This is a genomic window from Nitrosococcus wardiae, from assembly GCF_004421105.1.
Taxonomy (GTDB): domain Bacteria; phylum Pseudomonadota; class Gammaproteobacteria; order Nitrosococcales; family Nitrosococcaceae; genus Nitrosococcus; species Nitrosococcus wardiae.
The window spans coordinates 563698-580598 of sequence record NZ_CP038033.1 but is presented as its reverse complement, the minus strand read 5'-3'; the positions used below and the strand labels follow the sequence as shown (position 1 = coordinate 580598).

General features: G+C 51.9%; 14 protein-coding genes. 11 read left to right on the top strand and 3 right to left on the bottom strand.

The window, feature by feature from the left end; all coding sequences use genetic code 11:
* Positions 1–81: 81 nt before the first annotated feature.
* The 3 genes from E3U44_RS02835 to E3U44_RS02825 form a co-directional block, all read right to left on the bottom strand.
* A complete protein-coding gene (locus E3U44_RS02835; RefSeq protein ID WP_240761704.1) occupies positions 82–447 on the bottom strand; it encodes a diacylglycerol kinase in 366 nt (121 codons plus the stop codon).
* Positions 440–1897, bottom strand: a complete 1458-nt coding sequence (gene gcvPB, locus E3U44_RS02830; RefSeq protein ID WP_134356572.1) for an aminomethyl-transferring glycine dehydrogenase subunit GcvPB — start codon at positions 1895–1897, stop codon at positions 440–442. The genes E3U44_RS02835 and gcvPB overlap by 8 nt, the downstream gene beginning before the upstream one ends.
* A gap of 1139 nt (positions 1898–3036) precedes the next feature.
* On the bottom strand, positions 3037–3219 hold the full coding sequence (locus tag E3U44_RS02825) for a hypothetical protein (protein ID WP_134356571.1): 183 nt from the start codon (positions 3217–3219) through the stop codon (positions 3037–3039).
* On the opposite strand from E3U44_RS02825, the gene E3U44_RS02820 reads away from it, so the two are divergent.
* The 11 genes from E3U44_RS02820 (at position 3193) to E3U44_RS02770 (ending at position 16835) form a co-directional block, all read left to right on the top strand.
* Entirely contained in the window at positions 3193–4506 is a 1314-nt protein-coding gene (locus E3U44_RS02820) for a hypothetical protein (RefSeq protein ID WP_134356570.1), read from the top strand. The genes E3U44_RS02825 and E3U44_RS02820 overlap by 27 nt on opposite strands.
* 121 nt (positions 4507–4627) lie before the next feature.
* A complete protein-coding gene (locus tag E3U44_RS02815) occupies positions 4628–5548 on the top strand; it encodes a peptidylprolyl isomerase (protein WP_134356569.1) in 921 nt (306 codons plus the stop codon).
* A 76-nt stretch (positions 5549–5624) separates the two neighbouring features.
* Positions 5625–6077 (top strand): nuclear transport factor 2 family protein, encoded by a 453-nt coding sequence (locus E3U44_RS02810; protein WP_134356568.1) that lies wholly within the window; start codon positions 5625–5627, stop codon positions 6075–6077.
* A 35-nt stretch (positions 6078–6112) separates the two neighbouring features.
* A complete protein-coding gene (locus E3U44_RS02805) occupies positions 6113–6862 on the top strand; it encodes a sulfotransferase domain-containing protein (RefSeq protein WP_134356567.1) in 750 nt (249 codons plus the stop codon).
* A 199-nt stretch (positions 6863–7061) separates the two neighbouring features.
* Positions 7062–7775: a sulfotransferase family protein gene (locus E3U44_RS02800; RefSeq protein ID WP_134356566.1), complete on the top strand. Its 714-nt coding sequence runs from the start codon at positions 7062–7064 to the stop codon at positions 7773–7775.
* Positions 7748–8689 (top strand): glycosyltransferase family A protein, encoded by a 942-nt coding sequence (locus E3U44_RS02795; protein ID WP_134356565.1) that lies wholly within the window; start codon positions 7748–7750, stop codon positions 8687–8689. The genes E3U44_RS02800 and E3U44_RS02795 overlap by 28 nt, the downstream gene beginning before the upstream one ends.
* 61 nt (positions 8690–8750) lie before the next feature.
* A complete protein-coding gene (locus E3U44_RS02790; RefSeq protein WP_166804987.1) occupies positions 8751–9827 on the top strand; it encodes a glycosyltransferase family 2 protein in 1077 nt (358 codons plus the stop codon).
* 261 nt (positions 9828–10088) lie between these two features.
* Positions 10089–10871, top strand: coding sequence for an ABC transporter permease (locus E3U44_RS02785; RefSeq protein WP_134356563.1), 783 nt, complete (start codon positions 10089–10091; stop codon positions 10869–10871).
* Positions 10868–11593, top strand: coding sequence for an ABC transporter ATP-binding protein (locus E3U44_RS02780; protein WP_134356562.1), 726 nt, complete (start codon positions 10868–10870; stop codon positions 11591–11593). Before E3U44_RS02785 ends, E3U44_RS02780 begins: the two co-directional genes overlap by 4 nt.
* A gap of 66 nt (positions 11594–11659) precedes the next feature.
* On the top strand, positions 11660–12532 hold the full coding sequence (locus E3U44_RS02775) for a sulfotransferase family protein (RefSeq protein WP_134356561.1): 873 nt from the start codon (positions 11660–11662) through the stop codon (positions 12530–12532).
* Positions 12533–12815: 283 nt separating this feature from the next.
* Positions 12816–16835: a glycosyltransferase gene (locus E3U44_RS02770; protein ID WP_134356560.1), complete on the top strand. Its 4020-nt coding sequence runs from the start codon at positions 12816–12818 to the stop codon at positions 16833–16835.
* Positions 16836–16901: the final 66 nt, after the last annotated feature.

The following is a 16901-nucleotide window of genomic DNA, read 5'->3' as shown; positions in this document are numbered from 1 at the left end:
CGCCTCCTCGTGCGCACGGCGCACGCTACCCCGCGTAAAAAAGCCTACCAAGTAGCGTGCGCCATGCGCACGATAAACCACTCAGAGGAGAATGGAGAGCCACACGAAAGCGGCCAAAACCAGGCTGGTAAAGACGGCGGCGGAGCCTAAATCCTTGGCCCGCCCGGAAAGAATATGATGCTCATAGCTGACTCGGTTCACCACCGCCTCCACCGCAGAATTGAGCAGTTCGACAATCAGCACCAACAATAAGCTGCCGACCAGCAGGGCCCGTTCTATTCCGGTTTCACCGAGCCATAGGCCGAGGGGCCCCCCCACCAGCAATAGCAGCAATTCCTGGCGAAAAGCGGGTTCGTCGAGGGCTGCCCGAAAGCCTTTGAAAGAGTAGCCTGCCGCCAAAAACAAATGGCGGAGGCCTTCATCTTTCGGGGGCATTGGCTTAGTCATGGGGGGCGGGCTTCCAGATGAGATCCAGCTCCCGTGCGGCTCTGACTTCATCAAGGCGGCGTACCGGTAACTTGCGGGGGGCCTCCTTGAGCTGCTCTGGATCCTCTTGGGCTTCTTGGGCAATCTGCGCCATGGCCGCGACGAAAGCATCCAGGGTTTGCTTACTTTCCGTCTCCGCCGGCTCGATGAGCAGGCACTCTGGCACCAGGAGAGGAAAATAAACGGTCGGCGCGTGAAACCCCAAATCCAACAGGCGCTTGGCGAAATCCGTGGCGGTGACCCCTAGCTCTTTGGCTTGGCGCTTAAGGGTGACCACAAATTCATGGCCGGCACGGCGCTCCGGGTAAGCCAGATCAAACCCTGCCTCGGCCATCCGTTTGGCCAGGTAATTGGCATTGAGGGCGGAAAAATCCGCGACCCGTTGCATGCCTTCCAGGCCCAGCAAGCGGATATAAATATAGGCGCGCAGCAGGACGCCCGCATTCCCCATCCAGGCGGAAAGGGGGCCGATGGTTTGGGGGCAGTCTTCTTCGGTCAGCCAATGGAAGCGGCCATCCTCAGCCCGCTCCACCCGGGGAACGGGGAGGAAGGGCAGCAATTTATCGCCCACGCCCACCGGACCAGCCCCTGGGCCGCCACTGCCATGGGGGGTAGCGAAGGTTTTATGGAGATTAAGGTGGATGACATCAAACCCCATATCTCCCGGCTTGACCTTGCCGAGAATGGCGTTCAGATTGGCCCCGTCATAGTAAAGCAGCCCTCCCGCCTCATGGACGCTCTCGGCAATGGCTTTAATGTTGCGGTCAAATATCCCTAGGGTGGAGGGGTTAGTGAGCATGATTCCCGCTGTTTGGGGCCCCAAGGCCTTGCGTAACGCCTCCAAATCCACGTCCCCTGCCGCATTGGTGGGGATTTCCCGTACCCGAAAACCGCACATGGTGGCCGTGGCGGGGTTGGTCCCGTGGGCGGCATCGGGGACCAGCATCTCACACCGTGCTTGGTCGCCCCGGGCTTCATGGTAGGCGCGGATCATCGCGACCCCGCTAAATTCTCCCTGGGCCCCCGCCATGGGCGCCAAGCTCATGGTCTGCATTCCCGTCATCTTAGCGAGGATCGTTTGCAGCTCATAGAGGCACGCCAGAAAACCCTGACTCATGGCTTCCGGCGTGGCTGGATGCCGCTCCAGGAACCCCGGTAGGCTGGCCAGGGTGTGGCAGGCCCGGGGGTTGTATTTCATGGTGCAGGAGCCGAGGGGGTAAAAATGGGTGTCAATGGAAAAATTTTTCTGGGACAAGCGGGTATAGTGGCGCACCACATCCAATTCGGAGACCTCGGGCAATGCCGGGGGCTGCCGCCGCAGAAATTGCGCCGGTAAATCGGTGGGGGCAGCCGCCTTGGGGGCTTGGGTGCGAGGGTGGCGACCTGGACGTGAGGATTCAAAAATCAGCATGGCCAATTCACATTCTTAAATTAAAGTTACCGTTGGAAAATAGGGGTTTTCCTGCCGAGGCAAGAACGATAAAACCAATTATGCCAGTCTTGACAAGGATACTCTAGCAGAAAGCCATGTCGATTCGATGACCACAACGCTCCCTGATGGAATCCCGCCGCCTTGGGGTGGGCGGATATTCCGGGGGGCATTCGCCCCTTCCAGAAGCCACCATCCCCTCCTGTTTCAAATTTTTTCGGGTCACGCCCCAGCGCCTATTTTGTTCGTGGCGACAAACACCTAGGAGGCAATGGGCCCCGCCGTTCTCTCTCCAGAAGCATTTAAGTGCGCTCGGAGGGTTAAAGTTTTACCCGGTTATTGCCGTTTTAGTGGGTGATTTCTATTGCGCAGGATAAAACGGTGTTGAACTTCGCATTTGTGGCATCAATTTTTATGATTTTTACGCCTTACCGCTTTGAGTTGGGTGCTCGTTGTTAGAGTAAAAAATGTTGTTTTCTTCGTTGCTCATTGTTTTTAAGAACAAAATGGCGTTGACACGCTGCTTAGGTGGCTGTTACGTTACGTTCGAAAAAACGAAAAAAAGCAATATAAAAAAACAACATAAGAGCATCGCGGAGCGGTAAGGGTTAAGGTGAAGTTCAGTGTCCGCTTCGCAAGAAATACCGGCAGGGAGTTGTCTGGGATGATGCCATACCGCAGGTCCCTACCGGAGTGGTTTAACGTGATTTTGCATCATTTTTGAGTTTGTAATATGGAAAAGACAATACACTCTTTCGTAAGGGGGATTTACCATGAAATTATTTAACCTCAAACGCTCGGCCTTGGCCATTACGGCGGCGGTCGGCGGCGCCCTGCTGGCGCCCCAGGCCGGGGCGGTCAACATCGCCAGCGACGGGATTGGGGAAGTGGCCATCGCGCCCTATTATACGGTCCGGGACGGCTGGCTTAGCCTGATTAACGTCACCAACACTCGGGAAGAAGCCGTGGTGGTGAAAATTCGCCTCCACGAGGGGCGCAACAGCCGGGACGTGTTCGACATTAACGTCGCCCTGTCCCCCTTTGACGTGTTCACCGCGGTAATCAAGGATTCTCCCACCGGTCCCGTGTTCGAGGTCACCGACGTGGATGAGAACGGTAACCTAGATACCTGCGTCATTCCCCACCAAAAGACCTTCTCCCTGGGCGCCGGCGGACAACTGGCCTTTAGCGGCAACGACGACCGGGGCGAAAGCAACGAAGACGGCGGTCCCATTAACGTCGACCGCTTGCGGGAAGGGTATGTGGAATTCATCAGCATGGGGCATACGGTCAGCCCTAAGCATTCTGATACAACCCAAACTGTAACCGAGATCGGAAGGGCGATTGAAAATAACTGGTGTACCGCCGCCCAGGTGCCGGACGACGAACCAAGTACGACTCTGAGCGTGCAAGAGTACTTCACCAAGGCGAATATTCTTGAAGCGGCGCAGCAATTTGGCGAGCCTCTCAATAGCCTCAAGTATAACTACCGTCTCCTCAACCCGGGCCGTGGTGTGGAAGTGGCGGGTTCCGCAGTGACCTGGGCTAACTTCTACAATCCGGGTGCCCGGGGCTTAACGGTCCTCCCGGATGCTACAGTTGCTCCGGATGGCGAGTCGCTCCACGCTGATAATACTGATTGTGATATCACCCGTGGCGATGAGCGTGATGGGACAACCGAGTGGGAACCGGCTGGCGGCGTGGACCCGGATCTGAGTTGCATGAATTTGATTACCGCCCAGGCGCCCTTCGACTTCTTGGAGCCTTCCCTGAACGACGCCTACCCTGCGGTCGGGAACTGGTGGAATGACGGCACCAACGCGGCTGTTAGTCTCGTCGCTAACAGCGTAGATAGCTATCGTACAACTGGCGGTTCGCCGTCGATCCGCGGCGTTGATGCGGTTAGCGCCACTATCCAGCGGTCCGCCATGATCAACGAGTGGAGTAGCGAGGCCGCTTTGGGGGTCGTCACCGACTGGGTGGTCACCTTCCCCACCAAAGGGTTCTATGTGGACCAGGGGGCCGGGCGGCAGTTCGCTGTCATTGAGGGGGATCGGGACGAAGCCGTGTACACCGGATTTCAAGTGCCCTATCCGCCTTTTGCCGAGGCCTTCGGCCAGAAGGTGGAGGATGACCCCAGCTCAGCGGAGTCGTGCAATCAGGTCCGGTTTGCCCGCTATGACCGGCTGGAAAACACCATCAGCGTTACCGGGGATGTCATTCCCTCGCCGGCGCCGGTGCTTCCCGTGGATGACCTCTGCTACGAGTCCAATGTGGTCAGCTTCAACAGCGGCAGCGCCTTGGGCGCGGCCGATGCGCTGGTCATTGACACCACCCCCTTGCTTCCCTCGGAAGCCGGTTGGATGCGCTTGGAGCTGAATGTGGATGACGCCGCGGACGCAACGGGGACAGTCACTATGACCACCAGCGAGGGCCTCTCAGTGCCGGGGAATAATGGCGGCCTGGACGGCTGGTCAGGGCTTCCCGCCATTGGCTTCATGATCAAGCAGCGCACCTTTGAGGGCAATGTGAGCAAGAACTTCGCCAGCTCCATTGACCACGGCTTTGAGCGGAGCCAATCTATCCAATAAGATAGAGGATTTCTGATCAACGTTCTTAGGGTACACTTAAGAACAGCGTTCCAAAGGGCGCCATCGGGATGACCTGGATGGCGCCCATTTTATTGGTTATTGGTTTACTTAAGACAGCGTGATGAAAGCGAATCAACCTAATATCAATCTCCGAGCGGCCCTGGGGCGCTTTGCCTTCTTGGGGATCTTGGTCTCCACTGCCGTTTCCGCGACCGAGGGGGAAGTGATCAGCCGCTCTTCCCAAGGGCAACTGACGGCCGAGGACTATCGGGCCTATGCGCGTCTGTTCGATCCTGCGGCGCGGGAGCGTCTCGCAGCCCAAAAGGATCGGATGCTCGATTTCGCCCTCGACTTCCATTCCAACCAGGTGCTCGCACAGCAGGCGGAAGCGCAAGGGCTGGCGGAAGACCCTATCGTTCAGGCCCGCTTGGAAAAGGCCCGCCGGGAGGTGCTGGTCGGCGCCCTCATGGACCAGGTGGTGAAGAACATCGACTATCCGGATTTTGAAACCCTCAGCCGCCAGCGTTATGCGGCGGAGAAGGCCCACTACCGGCTACCGGAAAAGCGCAAGGTCGCCCATATTCTCATCCGCCCCAAAAATCCAGAGTGTGCCTGCGACCAGCGGGAGCCTGCCAAGATCGCCGCCACGATCATGGAGGAGCTTGAATCAGGGACGGACTTTGCTGAATTGGCGCGGCGTTATTCCGAAGATCGCGCCACCGCCAAGCAGGGGGGTCTCCTTGACCAATGGCTGGAAAAAGACAGCGGCAAGGTGGTGCCCGCGTTCGAGCAGGCGGCTTTTGCCCTGAGTCAACCCGGTGATTTCAGCCAGCCCTTCGAGACCCGCTTTGGGCGGCACGTGGTGCAACTGATTGAACTTGAGCCGGCGCGCCAGTTATCCTACGAAGAGGTGAAGGAGCGGCTCATCAACAAGCTCCGCGCCGAGTACCGGGATTCAGCCCTGTTGCAGCTTCGCGGGAAGACCTACCCGGACCCGGATAAGATCAATTATCCCACCCTCAAGGAGGTCCTGAGCCAATGAGCCAAGCCAGAGGTTGCCCCCCAGGGAAGTACCGCTGCGAGCGCGATTTTCCCGGTCACCACAGGAAAACACGACCATGAGAAATCCACTGACACTGTTGCGTCGGCTGCTGGGAACTGTCTTGCTCGCCCTATTGGCGGCCCTGCTTATTTCCTGCGCCGGCGGGACGGAACAGCCCCTGTCGGCAGCGGAGGAAAAGGAAGCCTTGAAGGCTCGCGTCCAGGCCCGTTGGGAGGCCGTCATTGCCGAAGATTTTGATAAGGCCTACGAGTTTACTACCCCCTCCTACCGCCAGGCCTATTCGAAGAACCATTTCTTCAGCCAATATGGGGGGCAGATTGACCAGGAAGGGGTGACCGTCCTGGAGGTGACGTTTCAAAATCCGGAGCGCACCGCCGCCGAGGTAAGCCTCAATGTGGATTTCAGCGCGGAGGGCGTGACGCCGGGCACCCTATTTCGTAATACCAGCTACTTAAAGGAGACCTGGGTCAAGGAGGAGGGTCAATGGTGGCGGGTGGAGCGGCGTTAATGACAGCCGCCGAGCCCTTTTCGGCGTGAGCCCTCATGCTGGACTTTCTCGGGATTGGCGCGCAGAAGGCCGGAACCACTTGGCTTTATTCCCAGCTCGCCAAGCATCCTCGGATTCGCTTTCCCAAAGGGAAGGAGGTGCATTACTGGGATTGGGTCCAGGCCGGCCGGCGCCCGGATGACATTTCCTGGTACCGCCAGGTGTTCGCGGACCCGGGGGGCTTTATTCAGGGCGACATTACTCCCGACTATGCTATCCTGGAGGAGCGCTATATCCGCCAGATCCATGCCCTCAATCCGGATTTGCGGATCTTTTTTATTTTGCGCAATCCCATTGAGCGGGCTTGGTCGGCGGCGCAGATGGGCCTTGCCAAACTACAGATGACCCGGGAGGAAGCGAGCGACCCGTGGTTTTTCGATGTTTTTCGCTCCCAAGCCTCCCTGGCCCGTGGCGATTATGAAGCGACTCTCCGCCGTTGGGGGGGGCTGTTTGGGAGCGAACAATTATTGCTCCTGTATTACCAGGACTTGCAGGAAAATCCCCGTAAGCTGCTGGTGGACGCCGCGCTCCATCTGGGAGTGGACGCCAGCTTCTTTGATACCGTGCCGGAAGGGGAACTGCGGCGCAGGGTCCATCCGGGTATGGGGTTTCACTTGCAAGCGAGACCTCCTCTGACCGAGTCCCTGGCTGCCGAGTTGCGCCGCCTTTATAGTGATAAAATCACCTCATTGTCCCGTTATCTCAAGAAAGATTTGTCCGGCTGGCTCAATGTGCCGATCGGCTAACCTGGATATGAGGTGTTTTAGGAGCGAGCCGGTGGTGTTCCGCCAACCCGTTTTTCCTCCCTGAAAAAAGGGTTGGCGGGGACTTCCCTGTCCCCTGGCTCCACGCCGCCGGCTCACTCCCGGAATACTTCAAAACTTTTACTGAGGTACTTAATTCATACGATCGCCACCAAGGCGCTAAGATCACAAAGAAATCAAAATGAAGGTGATTGCTATTTTAGGCATGCATCGGAGCGGGACTTCCTGCCTGACGGGCATGCTGGAAAATGCGGGTCTCCACTTAGGGGCCGTGTCCCGGCGAAATCCCTACAACAAAAAGGGAAACAATGAACACCCGCGGATTATGGCGCTCCACGAAGCGGTGCTTGCGACCAACCAGGGGAGCTGGAAGGTACCGCCGAGGGGGGGATGCTGCTGGGATGGGGAACATTTGATGGAGCTGCGCGGGTTACTGGAAGAACATTCCCACTTGGAGACCTGGGGCTTTAAGGATCCCCGAACCCTGTTCACCCTCGAGGGTTGGCTTGAGGTCGTCCCCGAGATTCAGTTCATTGGGAGTTTTCGGCATCCGGCTGCGGTTGCCCGCTCCCTGGTGGCCCGGGGCGGAGGGCCGCTGAGTCAACATTTGGAATTATGGTGGCTTTATAACCGCCGCCTGATCCACTTTCAGGATAGATTCGGTTTCGATCTGGTCTGTTTTGACGATTCCCCCGAGGTTTACGTCGAGCGAGTGGTGGAGGCGGCCAGGAACCTGGGGCTCAATCCCACTCGAAGCGCACTGACCTTCTTTGATAGAGGACTGCGCACCCACAGGGGGAGGGAAGATTTGCCGCTACCCGGGCATGTGGAGAATGTGTATCAGGAGCTATTATCGAGATCTTTGCCATGTTGGGATTCTTCCGCAAGCCGGTAGAGCTGTCTTTTATTGTGATTACCTACCATATGGAAAGGGAACTGCCCAGGACTTTGCAGTCGTTGAGCCGAAGCTATCAGCTCGGCAGTGCGGGGATCAATTACGAAGTTCTGGTGGTCGACAACGGTTCACGTCCTCCCTTTGGGAAGGAGCGGGTAGAGGCCTACGGTGAGAATTTTCGCTATCTGTATCTGGAAAATGCGCCCTCCTCACCCGCCTATGCCTTAAATCAGGGGGTGGAAAACTCCCGCGGCGCCATTGTCTGCTTGATGATTGATGGGGCCAGAATCGCTTCTCCGGGCCTGGTGCGTTGGGCCTCTGCGGCTTTCCGAATATTTGCCGATCCCACCGTGTCGGTGCTGGGATGGCACCTCGGCCCGGATTTGCAAAACCGCTCCATTACCGCAGGGTACAATCAGCAAAAGGAAGATGCCTTATTGGCGGAAATCGACTTTCCCCAGGACGGCTACCGATTATTTGAGACTTCCGTTTTCGCCGGTTCTTGCCAAGGGGGGTGGTTTTTGCCCATTGGGGAAAGCAATGCCATCTTTCTGCGCCGGGAGAGTTATTGGAGCATCAATGGCTATGATGAACGATTCGATGCGACCGGAGGGGGACTAGTCAATCTGGACTTTTATCGCCGGGCGGTATTAAGGGATAAGGCGGAGTTGGTGATTTTGCTCGGTGAAGGAGTCTTTCATCAAATCCATGGGGGCATTGCCACAAATGCCGGGGAAGAGCGGTTGAAACGGAATATTCAGTCATGGCGAGCACAATATAAAAAGATACGGGGAATAGATTTCGCACCGCCTAAAAAGAGACCCATTTATCTGGGCACCTTACCGGCGGCCGTTTTGCCCTCCGTGGAGGAATCCGCTCGGAAAGCAGCGGCAAACCCTGCTGCATGGGAATAAAGTTTATCCTCCCATGCTTAGCATGAAGGCGCCAGACGGGGCTTTTGCAGCCCCTCACAGGATGCCCGCGCCTGAAAAGACAGCGCCCAGCGTGTGCGCCGTTGTTCTCAACTGGAACCGGCCTGACCATACCCTAGAATGTCTAGCCTCCCTGCTCCCCTTGATCCAGGGGCGCCAACTGGCCCTGGTAGTCTGTGACAACGCCTCTGCGGACGATTCCGTCGACCGGATTAAAGATTGGGCCAGGCGCCACTTCCAGCTGCAAGTGGATTCTCCAGCACAGCCACTGGGGGAGAGTGCCCCGCCTTCGGAGTGGGACTTTCTGCTGGTGCAAACCGGCGCCAATCGGGGTTATTCAGGGGGAAACAACGTGGGTATCCGTTGTGCCCTGGGGAGAGAGCAGTGCAAGTTTGTCTGGATTCTCAACAACGACGTCCTTGTCCACCCGCACGCCCTAACGGCATTATTGGCATGCGCCCAGCAGAATTCCCATGTGGGAGTCTTTGGCAGTACAATAGTCGATTACTATCGCCGCGATCGGGTGCAAATGGCTGGGGGATGCCGTTATCACCCCCTGACTACCCTCATGAAGCCCATTGGGAGGGGTCGGAGCTTAAATGAGGTGCTAGCCGGGGAGGGGGAGATCCATTTGGATTATATCGGCGGGGCCGCTATGTTCTGCCGCGCCGAGATGTTAACAAAGGTGGGTTTATTCGACGAGCGTTTTTTCCTCTATTACGAGGAAACGGACTTGGCCCGCAGGGCCTGTGCTAGTGGGTATGCCCTCCATTGGTGTAAAGAGAGCATGGTCTACCATAAGGGGGGGGTAAGCACCGGTGGAAGGTCGTCGGTCAATCGGAAAGAGTCCTGGCTGAGCAACTATTACGAAAATCTGAGCACGCTCCTGTATACGAGTAAGCACCACCCCAAGCTTCTGCCCATGGCGGCAATATTGCGGTTTTTTGGCAAATCCCTTATCTACCTCCTGCGCGGGCGTTTGCGGCTATTTCCCGCATTGGTGGCGGCCTATCGGGATGCGTTGACAGGAGGTCAGCAAACCGCTATCTCCCCGGTCAACCTTGAACCCATCCTATTGGCGCGAGGGTCGGTGCCGAAGCCTCTTCCTGAAAGGGGCTGAGCGAATGGACGGCTGTCTGCTGCAGCGTACCGAGATTTTTAAGTACCTATGAATAAAATATGAGGTGTTTTAGGAGCGAGCCGGAGGTGTTCCACCAACCCGTTTTTCCTCCCTGAAAAAAGGGTTGGTGGGGACTTCCCTGTCCCCTGGCTCCACGCCACCGGCTCGCTCCAGGAATACTGTAAAGCTTTTACTGAGATACTTAGCTCTATTTCGGCAACCATTTTGAGAAGTATGTGCGAATTGTAAATCGGCAAAAAGATGTTTGGAATCACCGTCCTTCAGCCACGTTATCGAGAACTCGTCCTGTTTAAGGCCTTCACCGGGCTGCGAGCCGAGGCGTCCCGCACCTACCTGAGCTTCCTCTGGTGGATCCTCGAACCTATCCTTTCCATGTCGGTCTATTACGTCGTTTTCGGCCTGCTCTTTCAGCGTGGCACGGAAGACTTCGTCGCTTTCCTGTTGGTGGGCTTGGTGGTTTGGCAGTGGTTTGCCAATTCGATCAAACATGGCATGAATGCTATCCATAGTAATGGTCGGCTGATGACCCAAGTGGACTTGCCCAAGGAGATCTTTCCCACCATCGAAATGGTGATGGACTTGGTGAAGTTCGGGTTCGTTTTTGCCCTGTTGCTCATTTTCCTCTGGATCTACGGATTTGATATCAGCCCTGCCTATCTGGCGCTCCCCTTGGTCATAGGGGTGGAGTTGCTGCTACTTACGACCTTCACTTATTTGGCGGCGGCGATTATCCCTTTCGTGCCGGATCTTAAGTTCCTCATCGATGCCTTGCTGCAATTGGCTTTCTTTCTTTCCGGCATCTTCTACGCTGGGGCTTCCATCCCTGAGCAGTATCAAACCTACTTTTACCTCAATCCCATGGCTAACCTCATCGAAGCCTACCGGGATATCCTCATGGACGGCGTCTGGCCGGATTGGGCCGCCCTCTTCAAAGTGGGCTTATTCGCCCTGGCGGGTGTTTACAGCGCCCAACTTTTGATCCAGCGCTTTAATCATCTCTACCCCAGGATCGTCGAAGCATGAGGCCCTTGAAGGTGGCAGATGGGATCGTGCTCTCGGTAAGGGGCGTCGGCGTCACCTATCGCCGCAGGACAGGGTTTCTGAGGCAGGACCGCTTTGAGGCCTTACGGGATGTCTCCTTCGATCTGTACCAGGGGGAATCCCTCGGCGTGATTGGCAGCAATGGGGCGGGAAAAAGCACCCTGTTGAAGGTACTCAGCGGCATCATCCTTCCGGACAAGGGGAAAATTATCAATCCGGGTCATTCCGTGGCCCTATTATCCTTGAGGCTGGGTTTCGACCCCAACCTCAGTGGACGTGATAACGCTATTGTCAGTGGTTTGCTGTTGGGATTCCGGCGCAAGCAGGTTGAGGAGAAGCTAGACGAAATTATCGCCTTCGCAGAGCTGGAGTCATTTATTGACTATCCTTTGCACACCTATTCTGCCGGCATGCGGGCCCGTCTCGGATTTTCGGTGGCCTTCCACATGGAGCCGGATATTCTGCTTATCGACGAAGTATTGGGTGTTGGCGATGCTGATTTTCAGCGCAAGTCGCGGGCCGAGATGGAGCGTAAGATTGCATCGGACAAAACCATCGTCTTGGTTTCCCATAGCGCGGCGGCTATTCGCAAGCTGTGTAATCGGGCTGTTTGGGTGGAGCAGGGGAAAACCCGGATGGAAGGGGAAGTGAAGGAGGTGGTGGGTGCCTATGAGGCGTTTGTTCAGAAAAAAAGCGCTAAGTAGGATTGATGATAGTAGGAATTGCCAAGGGTTTGAAAACGATTCGGAATAGTCAGATAGGGCTTTCGCTTGACTGCATCGCCTCAAGATAAAATTTCGGAGTTGCTAATTTTCCTGAAGGCTTGGTGGGGCAGGTCGGGTATTTTTTTTGGCGAAGGAGTCAATGAAAAAATGAAATTGCAGCGTTTATGTTATATTCATATACCGAAAACGGCCGGTACTGCTGTCACCGATGTCCTACAAAACATATATCCGGCGGATAAGATATTCAATGCGACTTTTATGCATGAGTATACTTCGGTGGATCCAAGTGTTTTTCACTATTATTTGTTATATAAAGGACATATCCATTATAGTTTTGCGATAGAGACATTACCCAAGGATACCCAATATATAACCGTTCTGCGGGACCCAGTTGAACGGGTTATTTCATTGTATTTCTTTATTCGTAATCTTCCAGATGATGTCTTGCTAGATGAAAATCTTCTAGAGCAGCAAAAAGCTGGAATTAGATTGGCAAAAGAGAAAGGAATCATCGAATATCTGCAAGCTTCTTCCCTGCCAGGCGTTATGGCCTCCACTCGTAACCATCAACTGAAAGTTTTGGTGGATAAGAAAAGTTTTAGTCAGATACGAAGGAATCCAGAATATGTTGTCGACGTGGCATGGTCGAATATTAAAAATTATTTTTGTTATGGAATCCAGGAATTCCTTCCTTTTTTTATTGATGAATTATCCACAAAGCTGGGTAGTTCGAAGGTGACTTTAAGGAAAGTTAATCAGAACACAGAGAAAGAGCAGCAAATAAAGCTGCTCCAGGATAGTGATTTGCAACATGTCAAGGAGGTTATAGAAGAATATAATCAGGCTGAAATAATGTTTTATAATCGGGTGAAAGAGGAGATTGTTTCCAGGATGCAGGAGACAGAACAAATTTCATGATTCATCATTAGGAATCGCATTATCCACGTCACTGAAATCCTGCCAAAGAAGATTCCAGAATCACCACGAATCAAGCTTCACCTTTTGACTATGTTGTACACACCGATCTCCCAGGGAAGCTATATTTATGACGGTATCTCCATGGGAAATTTCATACTGCGCTTTCTGTAAATCGTAGGCTTATCATATGCGTTTCCAGAAATAAGCACCTCAGTGAAAGTTTTGAAGTATTCCTAAAACAGCTCATATTTTATTCATAGGTACTTAAATCCAGGTGTGTTCTATGGCAAACAGCGATAAGACAGAACGACTTTTAATTTTTGTGCTAGGAATGCATCGCTCGGGGACCAGTCTTTTGGCTAAAGCAGTAGAGGTCTCAGGGGCCGATTTGGGAGACAAATTAATGCCCCCAGCCTTCGATAATCCCAAGGGTTTTTGGGAAGATAGGGATGCCTTTGAAATAAATACTGCTTTATTAGAGACCTTAGATTTACGCTGGGATATTCCTTCAACCGTTCCCTTTATTGACTTTACCAAGAGCGATCTTGCCCCCCTGAGAGCCCGCGTAGCCGCTTTGTTGGCGGAAAAAATGTCGGAAAGTCGAGTCGTTGCAATAAAAGATCCGCGATTAAGCCTGCTATTACCCTTCTGGCTTGCCGCAGCAAAGCAAGAAGATATTCAAACGCGTTTTGTGGTTTCTGTTCGGAATCCAATAGATGTGGCCAATTCACTGAATGTGCGCAATGGCTTCGAACAACAGAAGGGACTGATTTTATGGATTAACCACTATTATTTGATTTTACGTTATTTGCAAGAATTGCCAGTCGAGCCGCCTTTATTTATCGACTATCTGGGTTTATTACGAGAGCCACAAAGGGAGCTAACGCGGTTAATTCGATTTATCGAAGAAAATAAGAGTTTTAGTCACAAGAAAATTAACTGGTTTACCGAACAATTTGTTGATAAAGAGTTATGCCATTCAGCCTCTACGATGGAGGATGTCCGCCAGGAAAACGAAAATATACCTGGTTTATTGGAGATATATGAATGCCTTAATGAGTTTGCTGCTTCAGGGTGGTCAAGGGAGCGGGCTAAGAGTTTACTCGATAAAATCGATCCGCTTGCCTTAGAGGCAAGAAGTTACCGTTGCCAATTACGTTATTTCAAAAAGGAACTCGATGAAGGGTTAGCAAAAAAAGCCCAGGAGCTAGAAGAGCAGAAACAAGCTGAACTGCAATGGTTTAAACAACAGTTGGAGCGCAAAGATCAGGAGCTCAGTAGGTTGGCCTTGCGAATGGTAAAGGAAACTACCGCCTTGGTGAGGCAAAAGGACGAGGAAATAAATACCCTCCGTGCGGCGAAAGATGAGGAAATAAACACTCTTCGGGTAGTAAAGGACGAAGAAATAAATGCCCTCCGTGCGGCGAAAGATGAAGAAATAAATACGCTTCGGGTAGCGAAAGATGAAGAAATCAATGCCATTCGTACAACCAAGGATAGAGAGTTAAAAGAGCTCATTGGGGTTCAAAAAGAAATAGATGCGCACTTTCAAGGGGCGATGGGGCGGATAGAAGATATAAAAACCTCGTTAAGTTACCGTCTAGGAATGGGAATCACGTGGCCAGCAAGAAAGGTTTACGATAGGCTGTGCGATCCTTTTGCTAAGCATCCGAGTAATCTTCACTTGATGTTACAGATCACCCTGTTGGCCATTCGTTATCCCTACAAGAGCCTGAAGTTACTCAACCGGGAACGAATCCAGAATGCCTATATTACTTTCGTTAAGAAGCCAACCACGGCCAAAAGTGTAGTCAATTATTACACCCGGATGCTGCATGGTTCCCCCCTGGTGAGTTATGAAAGAGCAATCCAGGCATTTGAGGATCCAGATTCTTTTTTGATAAATGATTTGGAAAACAAAAGAAAAGTCAGCATCATCATCGTCAATTACAACGGGCGGCATCATCTACAGGATCTTCTCATTTCGCTTCAAGAACAAAGTTACCAAGATTTTGAAATCATATTAGTTGATAATGGCTCCTCTGATGGTTCCATTGGCTACGTTAGAGACCATTTTCCAACAGTGAAAATTGTGGCGTTAGCGGAAAATACAGGCTTTGCAGAAGGCAATAATATTGGGGCTGAAGTTTCCAATGGACGGTATTTCTGCTTAGTCAATAATGATATGGAGGCGGATAGAGATTGGTTAAAAGGGTTGGTGGCCTGCATAGAGCAATCTCCAGAAATTGGAGCCGTAGGTCCCAAAATATTGTTTTGGAAAAAATTCGCCCGGATAGAACTCAAAGCCTCGGCCAATGTGGATGTCTGGATGGATGTGTCGGCTCTAGAAGAATCAGCCCCCGTCTATAAGAAATGGTTTTTTTCCCAAGGCTGGGAACAGGAACAGAGTCTGGATGGTAAACAATGCCTACGCTTTAAGCAAAAAGCAAAGTTTCAATTCCCTATCTGCGAAGGGCAAACGTCAGTAAAGCTTCGATTGAAAGCTGAAGCGGATAGCGAAATCCCTATCAAGATTTCCTCTACCGCCCTCCATACTTCTGCAACTTGTTTTGTTAGGGGGGAACATTGGTCTGAAGTCACCTTAGATTTCAAAGACCAAACAAAGAGCCCTGCCCTTCGCTATCTCATTAACAATGCTGCTTCCGAAGCAGATGATTGGGGGGAAGTCAGAGATCGAGGATTCGGTGAACCCGACGAAGGCCAGTTTGACTGCACGGAAGCTGTAACGGCTCTTTGTGGTGGCGCAATGTTAATTCGGCGTGAAGCACTGAAAGGAAAACCTATCTTTGCTGGGCATTTCTTTGCCTATTTTGAAGATACAGAGCTTTCATTGCGCATCAGTGAAGGGGGTTATCGTTTGGCCTATTGTCCAGAGAGTATTATTTATCATAAGCATGCCTCAAGCAGTAAAGAAAACTCTGCATTTTTTAGGTATTACGTTAATAGAAACCGAATTTTATTTCTTGCATCCCACTACTCGGAAGACTTTTGGAAAAACCGATTGCAAGAAACTGAAGTGGAGCTTAATCATCTCCATTCCTATTATCAGAAGCCATCATGCACTCCGGAAGAACAAGAGTTTGCGAGAAAAATTCCAGAGATTTTTACTGATTGGGAAAGACTGCTTCCGATGATTGAAAGAGGAAGCTTTATAGAGCGAAAAAGTAGATTTCCAAAGATTGCAGTTTATAATAATTTCTGGAATACGCTCGGTGGCGGTGAGCATCACGCTTGTGTCATCGCGCAAACGCTACAAAAGCTGGGTCCGGTTGATCTGATTTCAGAAAATGATTTTAGTATTACTACACTTGAGAGGCAATTCGGTATAGAACTTAAGTTTTGCCGGAAACGGATGGTAAGCCCCGAATATATACATTACCATCCTGAGGCCACTTCACCATACGATATTTTTGTCAATTCTGCATTTGGCTCCGATTTGAAATGCGCAAGCCGTTTATCCTATTACATTGTGAGTTTTCCTTATCGGCTTGATGATAGGCCGGATGAAGCCAAAGATTTTCTCGCCACCTATAATGGCTTTCTAGCCAATTCCAATTATACCGCCTACTGGGTGAAACGGTGGTGGGGTGTTGACAGTCAGCTATTGTATCCATCGATAGCTATTCCGAACATTGATTTAGCTCTAATCCAAAAAGAAAAAAGAATTCTTAATGTGGGCCGGTTTTTTAAAGATGGCCATAGCAAAAAGCAATTAGAGATGGTTAGGGTGTTCAAATGGATGAAGAATGAAAATATTTTAGATGATGAGTGGCGGCTCACCTTTGTGGGTCAAGTTCATCACGACCAAATAGAATATTTGGACGCCGTGCGCCAAGAAGCAGAAGGCTATCCAGTAGATTTCCATGTTGATTTGCCATTGGATGACTTAAAATATTTCTATATGAAATCTGCCATTTACTGGCACGCAACCGGATTGAATGAGGATATCAATAAGCGGCCAGATTTGTATGAACATTTTGGCATAACTACCGTGGAAGCGATGTCATATGGATGTGTTCCCATCGTGATAAATGCTGCTGGGCAAAAAGAAACTGTGGAACATGGTCGCAATGGATTTTTGTTTAATAATGAAAAAGAATTAATAGAGTATACCCAATACTGTACAAATCTTTTTCTGACGAATAGGGTGCAATATGATCATTTATCTCATTCAGCGCTCCAACGGTCTTATCAGTTTAGTCGTGAAGCAGCAGGGGAACAGTTTTTAAAGATATTGAAAGGGGATGGGTATAAAGTTGCTGTTGATTTTATGTTGTACTAGAGCAGAAGCCCGCCGCCGATAAAGGAGCGGGATAATCCTAGGAGAAGTCGCCATTTATCTCATTTT